At 68.6% G+C, this 19,277-nt stretch carries 13 protein-coding genes and 2 pseudogenes; 13 read left to right on the top strand and 2 right to left on the bottom strand.

Features of this window, described 5'->3' with window-relative positions; genetic code table 11:
• Positions 1 to 31: 31 nt before the first annotated feature.
• From BLW57_RS13860 to BLW57_RS13845, 4 genes are all read left to right on the top strand, one after another.
• Positions 32 to 1,147, top strand: a complete 1,116-nt coding sequence (locus BLW57_RS13860) for a non-homologous end joining protein Ku (protein WP_093474748.1) — start codon at positions 32 to 34, stop codon at positions 1,145 to 1,147.
• A gap of 156 nt (positions 1,148 to 1,303) precedes the next feature.
• Entirely contained in the window at positions 1,304 to 3,415 is a 2,112-nt protein-coding gene (locus tag BLW57_RS13855) for a TerD family protein (RefSeq protein WP_176985574.1), read from the top strand.
• A 73-nt stretch (positions 3,416 to 3,488) separates the two neighbouring features.
• A complete protein-coding gene (locus BLW57_RS13850; protein ID WP_093474747.1) occupies positions 3,489 to 4,214 on the top strand; it encodes a DUF6308 family protein in 726 nt (241 codons plus the stop codon).
• 47 nt (positions 4,215 to 4,261) lie between these two features.
• Positions 4,262 to 4,855 carry a putative immunity protein gene (locus BLW57_RS13845; protein ID WP_093474745.1) on the top strand — a complete coding sequence of 198 codons (594 nt, stop codon included), beginning with the start codon at positions 4,262 to 4,264 and terminating at the stop codon, positions 4,853 to 4,855.
• Positions 4,856 to 5,041: 186 nt separating this feature from the next.
• Here BLW57_RS13845 and BLW57_RS13840 read toward each other — a convergent pair whose 3' ends face one another.
• Both BLW57_RS13840 and BLW57_RS42310 read right to left on the bottom strand, forming a co-directional pair.
• On the bottom strand, positions 5,042 to 7,114 hold the full coding sequence (locus BLW57_RS13840) for a CDP-glycerol glycerophosphotransferase family protein (protein ID WP_256339477.1): 2,073 nt from the start codon (positions 7,112 to 7,114) through the stop codon (positions 5,042 to 5,044).
• 1,210 nt (positions 7,115 to 8,324) lie between these two features.
• Positions 8,325 to 8,480: pseudogene (locus BLW57_RS42310) on the bottom strand (SpdA protein); the annotation flags it as partial.
• A 67-nt stretch (positions 8,481 to 8,547) separates the two neighbouring features.
• Here BLW57_RS42310 and BLW57_RS13830 point away from each other — a divergent pair.
• The 9 genes and pseudogenes from BLW57_RS13830 to BLW57_RS42305 form a co-directional block, all read left to right on the top strand.
• Positions 8,548 to 9,186: pseudogene (locus BLW57_RS13830) on the top strand (site-specific integrase); the annotation flags it as partial.
• Between the two features lie 188 nt (positions 9,187 to 9,374).
• The gene (locus tag BLW57_RS13825; protein WP_306822948.1) at positions 9,375 to 10,802 is read left to right on the top strand and encodes an FG-GAP-like repeat-containing protein; all 1,428 of its coding nucleotides are present in this window, start codon (positions 9,375 to 9,377) and stop codon (positions 10,800 to 10,802) included.
• Between the two features lie 57 nt (positions 10,803 to 10,859).
• On the top strand, positions 10,860 to 12,269 hold the full coding sequence (locus BLW57_RS13820; RefSeq protein ID WP_093474742.1) for an FG-GAP and VCBS repeat-containing protein: 1,410 nt from the start codon (positions 10,860 to 10,862) through the stop codon (positions 12,267 to 12,269).
• Between the two features lie 1,273 nt (positions 12,270 to 13,542).
• Positions 13,543 to 14,226: a hypothetical protein gene (locus BLW57_RS13815; RefSeq protein ID WP_093474741.1), complete on the top strand. Its 684-nt coding sequence runs from the start codon at positions 13,543 to 13,545 to the stop codon at positions 14,224 to 14,226.
• Between the two features lie 583 nt (positions 14,227 to 14,809).
• The gene (locus tag BLW57_RS40530) at positions 14,810 to 16,159 is read left to right on the top strand and encodes an ATP-dependent nuclease (RefSeq protein WP_176985573.1); all 1,350 of its coding nucleotides are present in this window, start codon (positions 14,810 to 14,812) and stop codon (positions 16,157 to 16,159) included.
• A 71-nt stretch (positions 16,160 to 16,230) separates the two neighbouring features.
• A complete protein-coding gene (locus BLW57_RS13810) occupies positions 16,231 to 17,034 on the top strand; it encodes a bifunctional DNA primase/polymerase (RefSeq protein ID WP_093474739.1) in 804 nt (267 codons plus the stop codon).
• On the top strand, positions 17,031 to 18,188 hold the full coding sequence (locus BLW57_RS13805) for an AAA family ATPase (protein ID WP_093474738.1): 1,158 nt from the start codon (positions 17,031 to 17,033) through the stop codon (positions 18,186 to 18,188). Before BLW57_RS13810 ends, BLW57_RS13805 begins: the two co-directional genes overlap by 4 nt.
• Positions 18,185 to 18,379, top strand: coding sequence for a helix-turn-helix transcriptional regulator (locus tag BLW57_RS13800; protein WP_093474736.1), 195 nt, complete (start codon positions 18,185 to 18,187; stop codon positions 18,377 to 18,379). The genes BLW57_RS13805 and BLW57_RS13800 overlap by 4 nt, the downstream gene beginning before the upstream one ends.
• Positions 18,376 to 18,999, top strand: coding sequence for a hypothetical protein (locus tag BLW57_RS42305; RefSeq protein ID WP_256339476.1), 624 nt, complete (start codon positions 18,376 to 18,378; stop codon positions 18,997 to 18,999). The genes BLW57_RS13800 and BLW57_RS42305 overlap by 4 nt, the downstream gene beginning before the upstream one ends.
• Positions 19,000 to 19,277: the final 278 nt, after the last annotated feature.

Raw genomic sequence — 19,277 nt, 5'->3', positions numbered from 1 at the left:
AGGGAAAAACGGGAAAGGAAGGGCGCGGCACGTGCGATCGATATGGAACGGCGCCATTTCCTTCGGTCTCGTCAGCATCCCGATCAAGCTGGTGAACGCGACGGAGAACCACGCGATCTCCTTCCGCCAGATCCATACCGAGGACAACGGCCGCATCCGCTACCGCAAGGTCTGCGAACTGGAGGAGCGCGAGGTCGGCCAGGCCGAGATCGGCAAGGCGTACGAGGACGCGGACGGCACGATCATCCCGATCACCGACGAGGACCTCTCCCACCTGCCCATCCCCACCGCGCGCACGATCGAGATCGTCGCCTTCGTGCCGGCCGACCGGATCGACCCGCTCCAGATGGGTTCGGCGTACTACCTCGCGGCCGGCGGAGCGCCCGCCGCCAAGCCGTACGCGCTCCTGCGCGAGGCCTTCAAGCGCAGCAACAAGGTGGCCATCGCCAAGTTCGCGCTGCGCGGCCGCGAGCGCCTCGGCATGCTGCGCGTGGTCGGCGAGGCCATCGTCATGCACGGCCTGCTCTGGCCGGACGAGGTGCGCACCCCCGAGGGCGTCGCCCCGGACACCGACGTCACCATCCGCGACAAGGAGCTGGACCTCGCGGACGCCCTGATGGACACCCTCGGCGAGGTCGACCTGGACGACCTGCACGACGAGTACCGGGAAGCGCTGGAGGAGGTCATCGTGGCGAAGGCCTCCGGCGAGGCCCCACCGGAGGCTCCCGCACCGGCGGCCGGGGGTCGGGTGCTGGACCTGATGGCCGCCCTGGAGAACAGCGTGAGGGCCGCACGGGAGTCACGCGGAGCCCCGGCGGGCGGCGGCGAGGCCGAGGTCAGACCCCTGCCCCGGGGCCGGACCGCACCCAAGGAGACGGGCGGCAAGAAGTCGACGTCCACCACGAAGAAGACGGCCGCCGCCAGGAAGCCGACCCCCGCGAGAAAGTCGACGTCCAAGGCGACACCGGGCACGAAGAAGACCACGACGGCGAAGACCACGACGACGAAGAGCGCGACGGCGAAGAGTACGACGGCCAAGACCGGGGCGACCGGGAACCCGGCCAAGTCGACGGCGGCGACGAAGAAGACGACGACGGCGAAGGCGACGCCGGCGAAGAAGACACCCTCCCGCAAACGCTCGGCTTGAGGTTCTGCCGGGAAGTCCTGACTCGCCCCTGCCCGCCACTCCGTGGGTATTACAGTTACCCATGTGCGGCGCGTCACACTGCGTCGTGTTCCATGCGGCCGGGGGAGGGGCGCATTCCTGCCCGGCTTGCGCCAGTTGGGGGGCATAGTGCAAGAAATGATCAAGGGCTCGAACGTCGCTCTGGCGGCGTTGAGCGAGGACGTCGGTTCGGTGATCGTCGGCCTGGGCTGGGGGAGCCCGACCGGCGAAGGCGACGCGGACGTCTCGGTGCTGCTGCTGGATTCCGACGGCAAGGTCCGCAGCGACACCGACTTCTACTTCTACAACAACCCGGTCGCCGCCGACGGAAGCGTGCAGCTGCTGGGCAAGGCGCCGACCGAGGACGGCAGCGAGGACCGGATCAGTTTCGACCTCACCGCGGTCCCGGCCGACGTGGACCGCATCGTCGTGGCCGCCAGCCGCTACGGCGGAGCGCGCTTCGGTGAACTTCAGGACGTGCGCCTCTCGCTGGCCGACGGGACCGGCGAGGACCTGCTGCGCTTCACCATCGACGACGTCGACTCGGTGAGCGCGATCATCTTCGGTGAGCTCTACCGGCGTGCGGAGGAATGGAAGTTCCGCGCCGTGGGCCAGGGCTACGCCAGCGGCCTCGCCGGTCTCGCGACGGACTTCGGCGTCGACATCGAGGACGACGCGGCGACGGTGGAAGCGGAGGCCGGACAGGCGGCCCTCGACTCGGAGTCCGGTACGGCGGTGGCCGAGGAGCGGCGCAGCGCGGCGACCGGCGATCCGGCACACCTGACGGCCCCGGCCACGGCGCCGGGCCCCGCAGCCGGCCCTGCCGCCGAGGGGACCTCCCCGGAGCCGCTGACCGCGGTGCCGTCCCCTCGCAGGGCCGCCGAGGACGGCGAGCCGCAGAAGCGGGCCGCCCGGCCGCGTACCGCGAAGAAGAAGGTCACCCTGCCCAAGGTGGCCAGGAAGAGCCTGGCAGAGAACGAGTCCTGGAGGGAGGCCCGGCTCTTCCCGGTGTCGGCGCTGAAGAGCGACCGCGACCGCGAGACGCGGGCCACCTCGGTGCTGCTGTCGGTGATGGCCCAGGTACCGGAATTCGGCAGGAGACTCACCGCGGCCTTCGGAGCGCCCGCAGGGCGCATGGAGACGTTCACCGAGGTCAGCCTCCCGCACGGTGACTCACCGCGACGCCCCGACGGAGTGATCCGCGTCGAGCGTGCCGGGAAGCTGTGGACGGCCCTGGTCGAGACGAAGACCAACGGGAACGCCCTCAGGACGGAGCAGGTGCAGGCGTACATGGACATCGCCGCGCGCCGCGGCTACGAGGCCGTGATCACGCTGTCGAACGACGTCGCCCTGGAGGGCAGCCCGCTCGTCGACGTCAAGATCGACAAGCGGCGCAAGCACAAGGTCGCGCTCCGGCACCTGTCCTGGGCCGAGGTCGCCCACCAGGCACAGATGCTGATCCGGCACGAAGGTGTCGGCAACGCGGCGCACGCCTGGCTCCTCCAGGAGCTCCTGCACTACCTGCAGCACGAGAACTCCGGCTGCCACGGCTTCCAGAACATGGGCCCGGCCTGGGTCCCCGTACGCAACGGCATCGACGACGAGACCCTGTGCCAGGGGGACCCGCGCGCCCTGGAGGTCGTGCAGAGCTGGGAGCGGCTGATCCGCCAGGTCTGTCTCGGGCTGGGCGGCGAACTGGGACAGAAGGTGCTGCCCGTCCAGCGGGCGAAGCGGGGGACGGACCCCGGAGCGCGCCGGAGCCTTCTCGCCGAGCAGCTCTGCGCCGACGGACGGCTCGAGGCGGAACTGCGCATCGAGGGCACGCCCGGCGTGCTGGCGGTCACCGCGGATCTCCGGACCGGCAGACTGCGTACGTCCCTCGCGATCCCGGCGCCCGAGCAGGGCTACCCCCTCTCCTGGGCGAAACGGCTCATCCGGACCCTGGCCGAGGCACCGGCGGACCTCCACATCGAGACCCTCGTCGAGGGCGAGACGAGCGGTCCCCGGGGCACGCTCGAACGGCTCCGTCCCGAACCGGCGGACCTGCTGCCGAAGGACGGCGCCGGCCGCATCACCGGCTTCCGCCTGTCCCTGCTCAAGGGCATGGGAAGCAGCCGCGGCAACGCCGAGACCGGCTTCATCCGCAGCGTCGACGACGCGGTGCACCGCTTCTACACCACCGTGGCGGCCCACCTGGACCGCGCGACACCTCGCCGCACACCGTCCAGGGAAGCGACGCCGACCGGCTGACACCCGCGACCCGTCCCGGCGGCCGACGCGCCCGACGCTCGGCCGCCGGCCCCTCACTGACCGAGCAGGGAACATGACCGACCACCACATCCACGTCGGTGGCCGCCGGGTCGACATCGAGAAGGCGGCCTTCTGGATCAAGGACTACTTCGACGAGACGGCCGACCGGGAGGCCGCGGCTCTCGGCAAGGGCCCCGTCTACACCTATCCCGCCTACGACCGCCTCGCCACGGGCAGCGGGCCGAACGAACTGAACGACGGTGACCTGCCGGCGCCCCTGGTCCTCAACGCGGGGCCGAGCATCAAAGCCGTGTACTCCCTCCAGCGCGTCCGGCCGAAACTCGAGCACTTCCTCGCCGCGACACCGACGGACCTCACCCTCCGAACCGCCGTCGCGAAGGGCGCCCACACCAAGCTCCTCGGCGCCCTGGTGTCCGTACTGGACCCCTTCCTCTCGCTGCCCGGCGTACAGCTCACCACGCCGGTGAAGGTCCTCCACCGGAAGCGGCCCCTGCTCATACCGCTCTTCGACGACAACGTCAGACGGTGCTACTGGACGCCTGAGCCTACGGCCGGCTATCCCATGACCCGCGTACGGAACCGGCCGGACGCGGTGTTCTTCCCCCTGCTCGCCGGCTTCATCGACGCCGACCTGGAACGCCCGAAGGAGGACTGGCCGTCCTCGCCTCCCACGCGCCGGCGGACACGACTCTGCTGCGGGTCTTCGACGCCGTGGCCTGGCGCCTCGGAAGAGGGGACGCCGGGAGCTGACGCTGCACAGGGGGCGGCCGGGAAATGACGCGGAAGAGCGCGGCCGTGATCGGCGACCTTTGACAGGCTTGAGCCATGCCAGCCAAGCCGACCGAGCCGGACACCATCGAGCTCAGCACAGAGGAACTCCAGGAGATCACGGGCTTCGCGGCGGAGTGTGCGCGCAGAGTGCTGTCGATCTTCGAGCGGAGTCTCCCTGACGACTCCCGCCCCCGAGACGCCGTAGAAGCCGCGCAGGCCTTCGCCGACGGCGGCCGACGCACGCAAGCACTGCGGACGTGTGGCTGGGCGGCGTACAAAGCGGCGGGCGAAGTGACCGGTGAAGTGACCGGTGAAGCGGCGGGTGGCGTCGCCGGGGAGGTGCCCGGCAAAGCGGCCGCGGCCGACGCGGCGCGGGCGGCTAGCCACGCGGCCGCTGCCGCCTACCTGCACCCCAAGGCCAGCGCTCACCAGGTGAAACACATCCTCGGCGCGGCAGCGCACGCGGCACGGGCCGAGGAGCTGGTATCCGGAGAAGGCCAGGGCGCCACCGGACAGACCCTCGAATGGGCGCGCCACCACGCTCCACCGGCGGTCACCGCGGTGCTCGGCCGCCTGCCCGCCGCACCTCCCGGGGGAGGCCGCGTGGGAGAACTGATCCGCGACCTGGACGCCGCACTCCGCGCCTGAGGCCGCCGCGCCGCCGCCGCGGCGCACCGCACCGCATGCTGAGGCGGCGGCCCAAGCACGGCCGAGCACCGCGGAAACGAAACGGCCCCCGAAGCGTACGGCCGCCGCACCCGATCGGTGCGGCAGCCGCTGCTCCGGGGGCCACCGGCTGGTGCCGGCGTACACGCCCTGTCAGCGGTCGGGCGGTCAGCCCTTGACGTGCTCGTTGTCGGCCGGCGACTCGGCGTCCCGCTGGCCCGGCGACTCGGCGTCCCGCTGGCTGGGAATCGCCATGAGCGCCCGCACCGCCATACCCGCGCGGTGCTCCTCGGCCTTCGCGCACAGCGCACGGGAGGCGTCGTTGAAGCGGACGACCGACGGCGGGTCGGACGGACCGAGCAGGTGCTCCTTGAGCTCGGTGCGGGCGGCCGCGTACGGGTCGTTCTCCGGGTTCCGCACGGACTCCAGCAGCGCCGGCATGCCCGAGGCGTCCGGAGTGAGGACGGCGCCCGCGCGCACGGTCGGGAAGGTGGTGCGGAAGTCCCGCTCCGGCAGACCGCTGGTGTTGGTGACCGCGTACGGCTTCTCGCTCGCCAGGTAGTCCGAGATCACGCTGGAGACGTCGCTGATCAGCAGGTCGGCCACGTTGAAGCAGGCGTAGACGTTCGGCCGCGCGTCGGTGATGATCAGGTGCTCCCACGCCGGGAACGAGTCCCAGTACGCGGTCTCCCACGCGGCGGTCGCGGCGGCCACCGCCGCGGCCCGGCCGGTCTCCGGCACCGCCTGGAGCAGCATCCGCTCGGCGTCGTCCGCGCTGTCCCGGAACCTGGACGTGGTCAGTCGCTCCAGCTCGGCGGTCCGCCGCTCCAGCTCGGCCGCGGCGGCGGCCGCGGGGCGCTCGTTCGCGTGCTCCGTGGCTCGGGTCACGTTGGCGGCGCGGATCATCTCCTGGATCCGGATGTTCGCGGCTCCCGCGCGGGGCTCGACCGAGCCGGTCAGCGGGTGCGGCTTGTAGACGAGCCGGACGCCCGGGTCGGCCAGCAGCGAGCGGACGATGTTCTCGCCGGCCTCGATGATCGAGGTGTTGCCGGGGTTGCCGTCCCAGCCCTCCCAGGTGGGGGCGTAGAGAACCGTGGTGTACGAGCCCGTCGGCGCACCGGCGTACGGCTTGATCACGTCGAGCTGCGGGCGCCCGATCTCCACGATGTCCTTGTCGTCGACGCCCACGCTGGCCAGGGCGTACCGCTCGCGCGCCGCGGGGCCGGCCACCCACACCTCGTCGTACGCCTTCGCGTACGGGTTGCAGCTGGACAGCTTGTCGCTCTCGCCGTGGTTGACGAAGGCGTGCTTGATCGTGGGGATCCGCAGCACCTGCGAGGTCTTGCCCGAGTTCGACGGGTGGATCAGCATCTTCAGCGTGGACTGCTCCAGCCGCATCAGGTCGGCGACCTTCGGCAGGCACACGATCGGGATGTCCGTGGACGCGATCTTGCGCATCATGAAGCGCTCACGCAGCACGATCAGCGGGCGGCCCTCCAGCCGGGCCAGCGGCTCCAGCCACATGTTCGCCTGGTAGGCGGAGCTCGTGCCGCCGGAGAAGTACATGCCGACCGTCGGCTGGTACTCCGCGATCCAGGACTCGAACCACTCCAGCGCCTCCTCGCTCGTCACCGGCTTGCGGCTCGTCCGCAGCCGGACCGCCAGCACGACGATGGCCGCCAGCGCGAGGACGGCGGACAGCGCGATGCCCGCGGCGGCCGCCCAGCCCGAGTCGGCGACGGCGGCGACCAGCAGGCCGGCCGTCGCGGGCAGACCGAACACCAGGAGCCGCTGCCCGGAGCGGCGCATCAGCAGCGCCGGGGGAGCGGGGCTCAGCCGCAGGGGCGAGGCGTCGATGTTCCGGGTCAGGATCGGCAGGGTGCGGCTGCGCCGTACGACGATCGCCAGGGCCTGCGACGCGAAGTGCAGGGCGTAGAAGATCAGGAGACCGCAGGCGAGAGCCATGTACTTCGTCTCGTAGTCCTGGTCCTCTATTCGGATCAGGCCGGTCACGAGCAGAAGATCACGGACTGCCTGGCGCACGGTCACGGTCGCATGCAGCTTCCCGAGAGTCGTGGCCATGCCCCGCTGCCACCGGTGCAGAGCGAGGTCCGCCGCCAGTCCGACAGCGGTGGAGGCCACGAGCAGGGGGACGCTGGGGAGGAGCGCACCTGCCGCCTGAGCGGCGAACGACAGGGCGAGCACCGTCGGCAGGAAGAGGCGTACCGCTGCGGCGCGCAACCGAGCGGAAGGGGGGGACGCTGACACTTAGCGGGCTCCAGGCAACTCAACATCCACGGGCACTGACTGCTGACTGGCGCGATTGGGATGGCCGCGGGCCGCAAGCCGATGCGTACGGATGTTCATCTAGAAGGTGGTCGGACTTTACCTGCATCGTCGCGTTCTTGGCACTCTGGGTGAGACGGAACCCATGAATGGCCGGTTCCGAGCAGCCTCCACAACTACGGCCACGCAGCCCCCGCTTACCCCCGCCGATCGGCTGCATGCCTGGTCAGACGCGACGCCGTCCCGGCCACGGTCCCGGGAGGGAGAATTTCGTCACCGCGACCGCCTGCCGCCGATCTCGACGCCCCGGTCGCCCAATTTTCACACGCGCTGCACGGGCTCGTTTCCCCGCGTGTGAGGCCGAGGCTGAGTGAGCGGGAGGTTTCTCTCGGTGACAAGTGGTGCCGGTCCTATCCCGCGGATGCCCCTGCTCTTGATCGCGCTTTGGGGGCCTGACGGAAGTCAAGGAAGGACAGGGCGACGACCAGCAGCGGCACGATGATCCACAACAGGACGGAGTGGACGGTTTCGGATGCGGGTGTGGACGGTCCCACATACGCGTGGGAAGGCTCTGCGGACGCGTGGGGACGTGGGATGCCACGGACCGGTGCCTGTCGGCGCCGGCAAACGGCTTCGCCGGGGGCCGACCCCTCGGGCTGGGAGCCATCTGCCGTAGCTCTCCTGCGCGACGAGGCGGCAGTGGCCGAGGCGCCAGCAGAGCCCGACGGGACCAGCAGTCACCGCGGCCCGCCTGCACCCTCGGCGCGACCGGCTTTGCAAGCGTCGCCTCTGTACGGCGAGGCTGGCGCTGTAGGCGTAGGCGCCGACCGAATCAGGCGAGTCGCAACCTGGCTTCAGGCACTCGGCGAGGAGGGGGCGCTGGTCAGGTAAGTCGCCGCCCCAGCTTCGCCGACCGCCGGTTGTACCCCTTCGTGTCCACCACTCGTCCAGATGCGACCGAAAAGCGTGTGCTCCCCTCCATGTCCCCGTAGTCAGTGGGGAGTTGACGTAGAGCGCCTCATAGCTCCACCACCGTCGACTACACCCAGGACTTGTCGTCCAGGGGCAGAGAGACCACCCAACGCTCGTCAGGGTGGCCCTGACGCCCCACAGCCAGCTGACAGGTCAACGTCACGCTCCGGTCCTGATGGTGCTCGACCGACGTGCCCTGGTCCGGTGTCTCTTCGGGCTTCGGGGAGTCGTGGACGAGCAGGGTGCCGCCGATGAAGGCGACGGCCGGCCATCCGGCGACGAGGATGCGCAGCCAGGCCGGTACGACCGCCAGGTCGAGGAGTCCGGCCGTGGCGACATTGGCGCCGAGCCCCGGAAAGGCGCCCTGATGGCCCGGTCCGCTCTACGCGTTGACGCGGTCTTGATCCAGGCCGTCATTAAAGCTCGACGGCACTGCGGCAGCCGCCGAGACCGTGCGGCGGAAGCGGCGGACTCTCGTCAACGCCGCGAACTACGCGGTCGGCCTCCGGCCCGCTGAGGCGGTCGGCCTGGTCGAGACGGACCTCGTCCTCCCCGAGCGGGGCTGGGGAGCGGCGCTGCTCCACCGGACCCGTCCTTCGGTCGGCAAGCAGTGGACCGACTCGGGGGAGACCCACGACGACCGCGGACTCAAGAACCGGCCGACGGAGGACGTTCGGCGTGTGCCCATTCCACCCCAGCTCGTTGCCGCGCTGCGCGAGCACCTGGCCACGTTCGGCACGGCGGAGGACGGGCGGCTCTTCTTCAGTGAGAAGGGTTCGGTTGTCCCGTCCTCGACCTACTACCGTGTGTGGCAGGAAGCTCGTCTCCTGGCCCTTCCGCCGGCCGTCGCGGCCTCGCCGCTGGCGAGTAGGCCGTACGACCTTCGACATTCGGCGCTGTCGACATGGCTCAATGCCGGAGTCGATCCCACCGAGGTTGCCGAGCGCGCCGGCAACAGCGTTGAGGTCCTGCTGACGCGCTACGCGAAGTGCCTCGACGGACGGCAGGACGTCGCCAACCGGCGCATCGAGGACCTGCTGCGCGAGTACGAGTGAGACAAGGGCATCACACTGAGGCCTCGGGCATGTCGCCTGGCTCCTCCCTCGTTTGCGCCCTACCTGGTGAACGGCCGCCGTACTCGATGGAACGTCCGCATCTCGCAACGGAGTTCCAGCGGTGTACAACCTTCACTCGAAGTGGTCCGTCTCCCGTTACGTCACACACGTTCCGCACAGGAGGCACAGTGCCCCGCCGCACTCTCACGGCCGCGATCGCCGTCACCGCGCTCGCGACCCCCCTCGCGCTCTTCGCCGCCTCCGGCGCGGCGTCGGCCGCGCCCGTGCCGCCCCGCACGCCGATGACTGACTTCAACCACGACGGACACGCCGACCTCGCGGTCGCGGCGCCCTTCGGCACCGTCGGCGGTGTGGAGAAGGCCGGTTACATTTCGGTCGTGTACGGCACCGCCTCCGGGCCCGGAACGGCGCGCCACCAGATGATCAGCCGGGCCACGCCCGGCGTCCCCGGCGACCTCCAGGGCACCTTCGCCTTCGGTGTCCAGACGCTCCCCGGTGACCTCGACGATGACTCGTATACCGACCTGCTCGTGACGAGCGGCGGCGACGAAGGCGAGCCGACCGTGCTCTGGGGTTCCAAGGACGGCCTTACCGGCCAGAACACCGTTCTGCCGTACCGGTACTCCGAGTTCGCCCTCGGTGACTTCAACGGCGACGGCAAGCGCGACCTCGTTGTGAACTCCGACCCGAGCGACGACCCGGACGTCTCCGGGATGACGATCCAGTACGGTCCGTTCACCCGCGACGGCAAGACGCGCACCCAGGACAGCATCACCACGGACGACGGCCCCTCGGGTCTGCGCTCCTTCATCACCGGTGACCTCACGGGTGACGGTGTCGACGACATCGTCACCACGCACGGCTTCGAGGAGATGCAGCACCAGGCCCGCTTCTGGAAGGGGTCGAGGACCGGCGTCGGCCACACCTCCAAGGCCCTCGGCACGGCGTACAGCGGCACCGTCGGCGATGTCGACGGCGACGGCTACGGCGACCTGATCACCCGCGACATCGGCTCCGTCACCGAGGTCATCGACTCCGCCCCGGGCAGCATCACCATCCAGTACGGCGGCTCCACCGGGCCGAGCAACACGCGCAAGAAGGTCATCACCCAGGCCACTGCGGGGGTTCCCGGGGTGAGCGAGGCGAACGACGCCTTCGGCGCGTCCCTCAGCGCCGGTGACGTGAACGGCGACGGCAAGGCGGAGGTCGCGGTCGGCGTTCCCGGCGAGAGCCTCGGCGCCGCCACCGGTACCGGCGCGGTGATCCTGCTCAAGGGCGCGCCCAAGGCCGCCGGCGGCATGACCGGCAAGGGCGCGATCGCCTACAGCCAGTCCACTGCGAATGTGCCCGGTGTCTCCGAGTCGGGCGACGACTTCGGCCGCCAGGTGAGCCTCTCCGACTTGAACAAGGACGGCAAGGCGGACCTGACCGCGACGGCCCCCGGCGAGGACGGTGCCTTCGCCGACTCGGGGGCCCTGTGGAACCTCTACGGCTCCGCGAGCGGCCTGACCACGACGGGCGCCGGCACGCTCAGCCCCGCGAAGCTCGGCGCTCCCGAGAAGGACGCCAAGTTCGGCCACACGCTCGGCGGCTGACCCCCTCCCTCTCTCTCGCCTTCTGTTTTCCCTGTCTTTCTCTCTTCTGGAGGATCAGTGCGAGGCTCTCTCGCGGCCGCCCTCGCGGTCACCACGCTCGTCACTCCCCTCGTGCTCGTCGCCGCCGGCTCGGCCTCGGCCGCGCCGGCGGCGGCGCGCACGCCGCTCGTCGACTTCAACCACGACGGGTACGCCGACCTCGTGTTCTCCGCGGTCGGCGGCTACGAGGAGTCGACGCCCGGCCGGGTGACGGTCGTCTACGGCTCCGCGTCGGGCCCCGACACCGCGCACGCCAAGACCTTCGGCCGCGCCACCCCTGGCGTGCCCGGCGACCCGCGGAGCGGCGGACGCTTCGGTCAGGAGACGGCCGCCGCCGACCTCGACGGCGACCGGTACACCGACCTGGTCGTCAACGGCTACGACGGCAAGGCCGTGGTCCTGTGGGGCTCCGCCGCCGGCCTGTCCGGCCAGGGCAGCGCCGAGCTGCCCTGGAACGGCGGGCACGTCACCGCCGGCGACTTCAACGGCGACGGCAAGCGCGACCTGGTCACGGTGGACTTCCCGCGCAGCGACGACCCCGACAATGACGACCAGGGCATGCTCATCTCCTACGGCCCCTTCACGCGCGAGGGTAAGGCCGCGAGCACCCAGGCGGTCGCCACCAGCCAGACCTTCGGCCCCGGCGGCTTCGTCACGGGCGACATCACGGGCGACGGCGCTGACGACATCGTCTCCAACCACGGCTTCGAGGAGATGGCGTACGGCAGCAAGTTCTGGGCCGGCGGCAAGGACGGCGTGAACACCACCCCGAAGCCGCTCGCTGCCTCCGTCGGCGGGGCGATCGCGGACGTCGACAAGGACGGCTACGGCGACCTGATCGTCCGCGACATCGGCAACAACTTCGAGGACATGCCGTACCAGAAAGGCACGATCCTCATCAAGTACGGCACCGCGAACGGGCCTTCGACGACCCGCACCGCGAAGATCACGCAGGACTCGGCGGGCGTGCCCGGCGTCGGCGAGAAGGGCGACGAGTTCGGTTCCTCGATCAGCGCGGGCGACGTGAACGGCGACGGCTACGCGGACGTCGCGGTCGGCATCCCCGGCGAGGACATCGAGTCGGTCGCGGACGCGGGGAGCACGGTGCTGCTCAAGGGCTCCCGCAGCGGTCTGACCGGCACGGGCGCGCAGGCCTTCCAGCAGTCCACGACCGGCGTGCCCGGTGTCTCCGAGAAGGAGGACAAGTTCGGCAGCCAGGTCCTGCTGTCGGACACCAACAAGGACGGCAAGGCCGACCTGACGGCGACCGCGCCTCTGGAGGACGGCACCTACGCCGACTCCGGCGCCGCCTGGCACCTGCGGGGCGCGGCCGGCGGCCTGACGGTCACCGGCATCAAGTCGTTCGGCCCCAAGGCACTCGGCGCGCCGGAGAAGGGCGTCGTGTTCGGCTCGTGGCTGGCGCGCTGACCCGTCCCTTCGGGACAGCCCCGGGCGGCGGTGGCGAGTCGCAGGGCACGAGGCCCCCACGCGCCACCGCCCTCTGAAGCAGCGCGAGGAGGCGGCACGCCAGGCCCGCAGCAACAACCAGGACTAGGTGTCGGCAGTCCTCGAGGGAGCCCGCTGGTAGCCCTGATGGCGTGAGGATGTGCATCAAGGCAGCGGCACCTGGCGCCGGTGCTGGCCTCGCCCTTTCATGAACCTCACCTGCGGCGATGCTCCAAGATCCCGTCCACGCCTCGTCCACAGACCCCGGCATACGGCCGCTTCGGCCCTCACACGCCTGCACATACGCGAAGACCCCGGCCTCAGCGTTTCCGCTGGTGACGGGGTCTTTGGGCACCTTCTTCGAGGTGCCCCCGGCAGGATTCGAACCTGCGCACACGGCTCCGGAGCACATTCAGAGTTCGGCTTGCGAATGGGCTCTGACCAGCAGGTTCCTTGATCCCGGGAGGTTTGCAGTGCCCTCATGTATCGCAGATAGTGCGAAGTCGGAAGTCGCCTCCGGCTCCTGCGCCCGTTGAGCGCGGTCGGCTTCGCCGATGGGCTGCGACACCCCGGGGGCTCGGCTGGATGTGGCCCCGCTGGGATCGATCAGGGCTTACGGCCGCGGATCGCGTAGGCTTACCGCGAAGCGCGTGGTACGAGGTCGGGTCCGAGCCTCAAGCGCACCTCACACAGCCCAGGGACGCTGAAGCCATTCATTCCCAGCACTACGAAGCCGGAATCGGACCGGCGAGCCGTAGGCGGCGGGACAATCCATTCACCATGGAGTTGTCGTCCTGTGCCCTTCCTGTGGCTGTTCGCCGTTCCTCCCTTGCTGGTCACGATTGTCGTCGCGATCTGCGCTCTGTTCGCAGCGTTCACCTCTGACGACAGCAAGGCCCGACGGGCTATTGAGGTCGTCAAGTTGCTGCGAGGAAGCCTGCCGCGCATTCGCCGCTAACACGCGATACAGCAGCGTTCCTGACGGGCTGCAACACGCGGGGTGTTGCAGCCCTCTGTGACCGGACAGCCCGGACAGCGGTTCTCCAAGTTGTCCGGGCTGTTTGTGCAGGTGAGGGGTTTAACCGGACAGCCGGACAGCCCGGACACCTCCTGCGTGGTCCCGGCTCCGGAGGACACTCAGGGACAAACTGCGTGCGGTAGGTGCGCAGCATGCATTCGTGGTTCGACCTTCAACTGGCTCTCCTGCCAGCGCCGCATGCAACAATGCCTCCCCGTTTCATTAATTGGGAGAGCGATGGACGAGATAGGACAAGTAGTCGTTGCCGCAGGGCATCTGGCACTCAAACCGCGGGGCCCTCGGTGGGCCCATGCCTCCCTGTGCGTTCTAGACGCCGTCTTCTCCATCAATGCCCACTACGAGCGGCACACGGCCCCGACCTGTCACCGGTACGCGGCCTGGGCCGGCATCTCAGTTCCGCTGTCAGGTAGCGCGCAGCTCCCTGTCCCCGACGAGCAACCGCTCCAGGTCTTCGTTACGCACATCCAGACCTACGGTGAAGAGGCCTTCTCTTCCGAGGTCATACAGAACAGGCAGCGCACACGGGCAAACCGCGATGCCCCCCTGAAGGCGGAAGCTGCCCGTCACTACGCCGAGCTCCTGGCATCTCACGGCATCGCAACCCTTGCCGATGCCAATGCGCTACTCGCTGATCCGGACAAGCTGAGCGCCATTGAGCGTGATCTCGCCGGGGTTGCCGGCCACGGCTCCGGCGCGCGACTCGCCTACCTGTGGATGCTCTTAGGAGACGACAGCCGCATCAAGCCGGACCGCATGGTTCTTCGATGGTTGCAAACAGTGCTGCAGCGCACGGTGACCACGGTCCAAGCGATCAGCATCCTCACTGAGGCTGCGGCCCGCTTGAGGTGCACACCGTGGGAGCTAGACCACGCGATCTGGGAAAGCCAGCGGAAGGTTTGACCGAAGTGGGTACGTGCGCGCCTCTGTGAGACCCAGTCGCACCCGGCTCCGGAGTGATTGCGCCGATCGAACCCCCAACCTCGTCTGACCTGCGGGGGAATTAATCCACAGCGCCTGAGGGCACTGGCTGTGTCGAAGGTGTGTCGCAGCCGGCGGGAGTCTTCGGCGGCGCCAGCCTGTCTCCATGGCATGGGTGGCCCGGAGGCCGGAGGGATGGGTAGCGGAGCGGCCATGGTGTGATTGAGATTTTTGCATCCCTGACCCTGATGTAATGCAACCTGTTGCCGTACGAGTAAACTATCGAGACGCATGGCGCTATCTTGCTAGGCTTGAGGTATCCGGTTCCGACGGATGGCGAATCACCACACCGGCCTTGGAAGCAGCTCTCGCTGGAAATTACGATCCCGAGGCGGCAGGCAGTAGAACCAGTGGAGGTAGTGGCGACTCTATTGACACTCTGTCTCATTTCGGCGGAGTCTCCGTTGCTCAGCGGGTGCTACGGCGTTGGAGAAATGGTTATTTTCACTTCCAGCCCTTGCGGCAGGCCAGTGGCCGGTCAGCTCAGCTTTCCAACGTCTCTGAGGTGCTGAACTCGGACGGCTCTAACCTAGCCACCGTCCTGCTTCACCTTCACACCAATAAACCTCGCCTCTGGTCCACTCTCCAAGGATTGATTGCCGATATCATTCCTGATGTTGGAGTACTAATGACACCGGTTAACGGCGGAACGTGTGAAATTGCGTTCAGGGATCCGGCTGTGAAAAATGAGTTTCAGCACAACCTCAAGGATCTCGGTACCGGGGTGGAGCAGTTGCTCATGCTGCTCGTTGTCGGTCTTACACGCACCTCGACCCGCGCGACGGTCGTGCTGGAAGACCCAGAGATCGGCCTTCACCCTAGCGCTCAGCGAGCCCTTCTTGGGCTACTTCAGAACTGGTCCCACCGCAGTCTGATTCTCACTGCCACGCATTCCGCTGCCATGCTGGACTGGTCCTCTCCGGAAACCAGAGTTGTGACCGTGAGTCGGAAGCATGGCGTTTCCGAGGCGGTCGTTGTCACGACTGAGCGGGCCCACCTATTGCGCGAACTGGGCATGCGCATGAGTGATGTCTTGTCAGCGGAGCGGATCTTGATCCTTGAAGGTCCGAGTGACCGGGAAATTCTTGAGGCGTGGTTCCATGATGTGCTGCGTAGTCCCAAGGTTGTAGTTCTACCGGGAGGGGGAGGGTACGACGCTCGCCACGCGGAACTTCTTGCCAAGTGGCTTGAGGTTGCTGACCAGCTCGGCCAGCGACGGGTCCTCTACGTGCGTGATCGTGATGAACTCTCAGGAGCTTTCCTGGAAAAGCTGGAGAAGTCACCTAACACCTACCTGCTTCCCGGCCGCGAGATTGAGAACCTTCTGCTGGACTACGAGGTCATCGCCACCTTGCTGAGCACTGAGCGCGCCAAGCAAGGGCGCGATCCCGTGAGCAGCGCCGAAGTTGCAGCCATTGCGCGGTCAACAGCAGACGAGCTTAAGCATGCTGTGGTTATGAAGCGGGTCATGACCGAATTTTCCGATCCGGTTCGACTAGTAGATAACTCCTTGCGGAGAAAACTCGGCCGAGTAGTGCCGAGTGAGGAGATATTGATTTCAGCTGTGGTCGATCGTATTCCCCGGCCCGGGGATGTGAAGTCGCGTATCAGCGAAGCGTGGTTCACCCATACTGCAGAGATTGACGCTGCTTGGGATGACGCCTGGGAGTCCCTTGCTCCAGGGGCCGATGTACTGAAGGGGATTTGGCAACATTTTCTTGGCAGCGGGTACAGCAAGAGCAAGGACGGTCCTGCACTGGCGAAGTTGATGAGAACACCTCCGGAGGCGCTTCGCAATGTCTTCAATGCGTTCCTGAGCGACGATGAGTCGAGTGAACGCAAGAGCACCGGGTAATCCGTCCAGGTCGATCTGTCGCTCACCTGTGCAGCCGAGCAAGGTAGGAGTCGCCTCCGGCTCCTGCGCCCATTGAAAGGTCGGCTTCGCCGACGGGCTGCAGCACCCGTGCCGCCTCGGCGCCCCGCGCATGGTCCGTCGGCGCCTTCAACGTCGGCATCGCCACCGGCCCTTCCGGCCTGATCGTCATCGACCGGGACAAGCCCAAGCACCCCGGCGACACCCCGCCGGACGCCTGGGCCCATCACGGCGTCACCGACGGCGCCGACGTGCTCGCCGTGCTCTGCACGCGCCACGGCCAGCCCTACCCCGGCGACACCTACACCGTCCGCACCTGGAGCGGCGGCACACACCTCTACTTCCTCGCCCCCGAGGGCGAGCCCCTGCGCAACACCGCCGGAGATAGCTCCCGCGGGCTGGGCTGGAAGGTCGACACCCGCGCGTGGGGCGGACTCGTAGTCGGGGCGGGCAGCACCGTCGCCGGACACCCGTACGAGGTCACCCACCACCGGCCGGTGGCACCCCTGCCGGGCTGGCTCGCCGACCTCCTGCGCTCGGCGCCACTGCCCCCGCAGACGCCCATCACGGTCGCCCTCACCGGCCACGGACGGCGCACCGCCTTCCTCCGCTCCGCGATCAACGGGGAAGTGGAGCGGGTCACCGGCTCCGGCCCGCACGAGCACAACAACGCGCTCTACATCGCCGCGGTCGCCTTGGGACAGCTCGTTTCCGGGGGCGAGCTGAGCGAAGCCGACGTCACCGGCTGGCTCCTCACGGCCGCGCTCCAAGTCGGCCAGGGCGAGCGTGAGGCACGGCGCACCATCGCTTCCGGTTTGCGGGCCGGAGCACGGCGCCCGAGGACGGTCGCCGCATGAGCGCCAACCCCATCCCGCCCCTGCACCTGTACTCCGTGCCCAGCGACCCCGAACTGGCACCCACTGCGCCGCCAAAGCGGGAGCGCCCGCGGACCGCATGGACGGCCGATCAGCTCATGGCCGCGCACTTCCCCGAGCCGAAATGGGCCGTGCCCGGCATCCTCGCCGAGGGCGTCAGCTTGCTCGCCGGACCGCCGAAGGTCGGCAAGTCCTGGCTCTCCCTCGGACTGGGCCTGTCCGTCGCGGCCGGAGGCAAGGCGTTCGACTCCGTGCCCGTGCAGGGCGGACCGGTGCTCTACCTCGCCCTGGAAGACACCCCGCGCCGTCTAAAGACCCGCATGGGCAAGCTCCTCGGAGGCCAGCCCGCCCCCGCCGGTCTGACCCTGGTCACCGAATGCCCGCCCTTCCCCCAGGGCGGCACCGAGGCCATCGCACAGTGGCTGGAGCGCAACCCCGACGCGCGCATGGTCGTCATCGACGTGTTCGCCAAGATGCGCGGCCAGTCTCCGGCCTGCGTCTCGGCCTACGACGCGGACTATGTGGCCGTTGGCTACGCCAAGCGGCTCGCCGACCACTACGGCGTCGCTGTCGTCCTCGTGCACCACGTTCGTAAGGCAGGCTCCGAGGACTTCCTCACCGAGGTCTCCGGCACCAACGGCATCGCCGGAGCCGCCGACGCCACCCTCGTACTGAAGCGGGCACGCGGCCAGGCAGACGGCATCTTGCACGTCACCGGCCGCGACGTGGACGAAGCCGAGTACGCCCTCAGCTTCCAACCCGCCTCCGGGGCCTGGCACTTGCTGGACGGCCCGGTGTCCGACCACACCGTCGGCGACACCCGCGCCACGATTTTGCGCTACGTCCGCGCTCACCCCGGTGCCAAGCCGAAGGACATGGCGGGCGAGCTGCCGAACGTTGATCTGGACACGATCCGGCGCACCTGCAACCGCATGGCCGACGCCGGACAGCTCACCAAGGACCCCGGCGGCCGGTACTACCCGGACACCGACACCCGGACAGAGGGCGCGCAAGAGGTGTCCGCGCTGTCCGGCTGTCCGGGTATGGCGTCTGACCTGCACGAACACCCCGGACAGTCGGAATTGGAGCTGTCCGGCCTGTCCGGGGCGGACGAAGCCGAGGGGGAGAAGGAATGAGCGCCCGTACGCAGGACGAAAAGATGACCGTCCAAGAGGTCATCACCGATCTGAAGGTCGCCCCGTCGACCTTCTACCGGTGGCGCCAACTCGACATAGGCCCCCGTGCGATCAAGCTTCCCAACGGTGACGTACGGATCCGGCGGTCGGAGTATGAGCGTTGGCTTGCGGAGCGGGAGGACGCTGCGTGAGCACGGATGACAAAGATCCTGTTCTCCGGCCGCACGGAGAAGCACGGCCGGGGTATTCCCTCGATGTCCGGCTGTGGAAGGTCACGAAGGTCAATCGGAAAGCGCGACCCTACCAACTGCGATGGGTCGTAGGCGGGAAGGTGAGCAGCGCGACGTTCGCCACGTCGGCACTCGCCGAAAAACGAAGCTCGGAACTGCGGCAGGCAATGCGCCGGGGCGAGGCTTTCGAGATCGCAAGCGGACAGCCTGAGTCCGAAGTCCGCGCGGCAGCGGAAGCGGCGAAAGCCCCAGAAGAAGAACCGCCGTTGCGGTGGTTCGAGTTCTGCCGCAAATACGTCGCCGGGCGGTGGCGTATGAGCGCGGCCAAGACCCGAGAGGGCATGGCGGACGGTCTTGCAGCCGTGACGCTCGCCATGGTCAAGCGCGGGGACGCCTCTCCCTCGGATGAGCAACTGCGGTTGGCCTTCCGGTGGGGGATCGTGCCCGCGAATGCTGGCGAGGATCCGCCGGCCGACCTCAAAGCCGCGTATGACTGGCTCACGACGACGGACCGTCCGGTGGCCGATGTGGCAGACGCTGCGGTGTTCAAGACGTGCTCTATCGCCTCGGGTACAAGCTAGACGGCACCCCGGCAGCGGGCGACACGTACAGGCGCCGCCCAGCGAGCCCTCAACACCGCCCTAGAACACGCAGTGGTCGCGGGAGACCTCTCGGAGAACCCGCTTCAGCGCTCCCGCCGGAAGCACATCGGCTCCAATGACGTGGTAGACCGGCGAGTCCTCGTGAACGCCCTACAGGCCCGCCAGTTGCTCGCGGCGGTGTCCTACGTCGGATCGTGGGACCGGTGCCGCGGTAGGCGCCTGGTGGCCTTCTACGCGGTCCTGTACTACGCGGGCCT

Source organism: Streptomyces sp. 1222.5 (genome assembly GCF_900105245.1).
Classification (GTDB): domain Bacteria; phylum Actinomycetota; class Actinomycetes; order Streptomycetales; family Streptomycetaceae; genus Streptomyces; species Streptomyces albidocamelliae.
Note: the sequence above shows the minus strand (reverse complement) of the source record. Positions and strands in the feature narration are given on the sequence as shown.

Bases quoted from the DNA above. Each gene is read 5' to 3' on its own strand.
- BLW57_RS13855 (WP_176985574.1), top strand. From the start codon at position 1,304: ATGATCAAGGGCTCGAACGTCGCTCTGGCGGCGTTGAGCGAGGACGTC.
- BLW57_RS13850 (WP_093474747.1), top strand. From the start codon at position 3,489: ATGACCGACCACCACATCCACGTCGGTGGCCGCCGGGTCGACATCGAG.
- BLW57_RS13845 (WP_093474745.1), top strand. From the start codon at position 4,262: ATGCCAGCCAAGCCGACCGAGCCGGACACCATCGAGCTCAGCACAGAG.
- BLW57_RS13815 (WP_093474741.1), top strand. From the start codon at position 13,543: ATGGACGAGATAGGACAAGTAGTCGTTGCCGCAGGGCATCTGGCACTC.
- BLW57_RS13805 (WP_093474738.1), top strand. From the start codon at position 17,031: ATGAGCGCCAACCCCATCCCGCCCCTGCACCTGTACTCCGTGCCCAGC.
- BLW57_RS13800 (WP_093474736.1), top strand. From the start codon at position 18,185: ATGAGCGCCCGTACGCAGGACGAAAAGATGACCGTCCAAGAGGTCATC.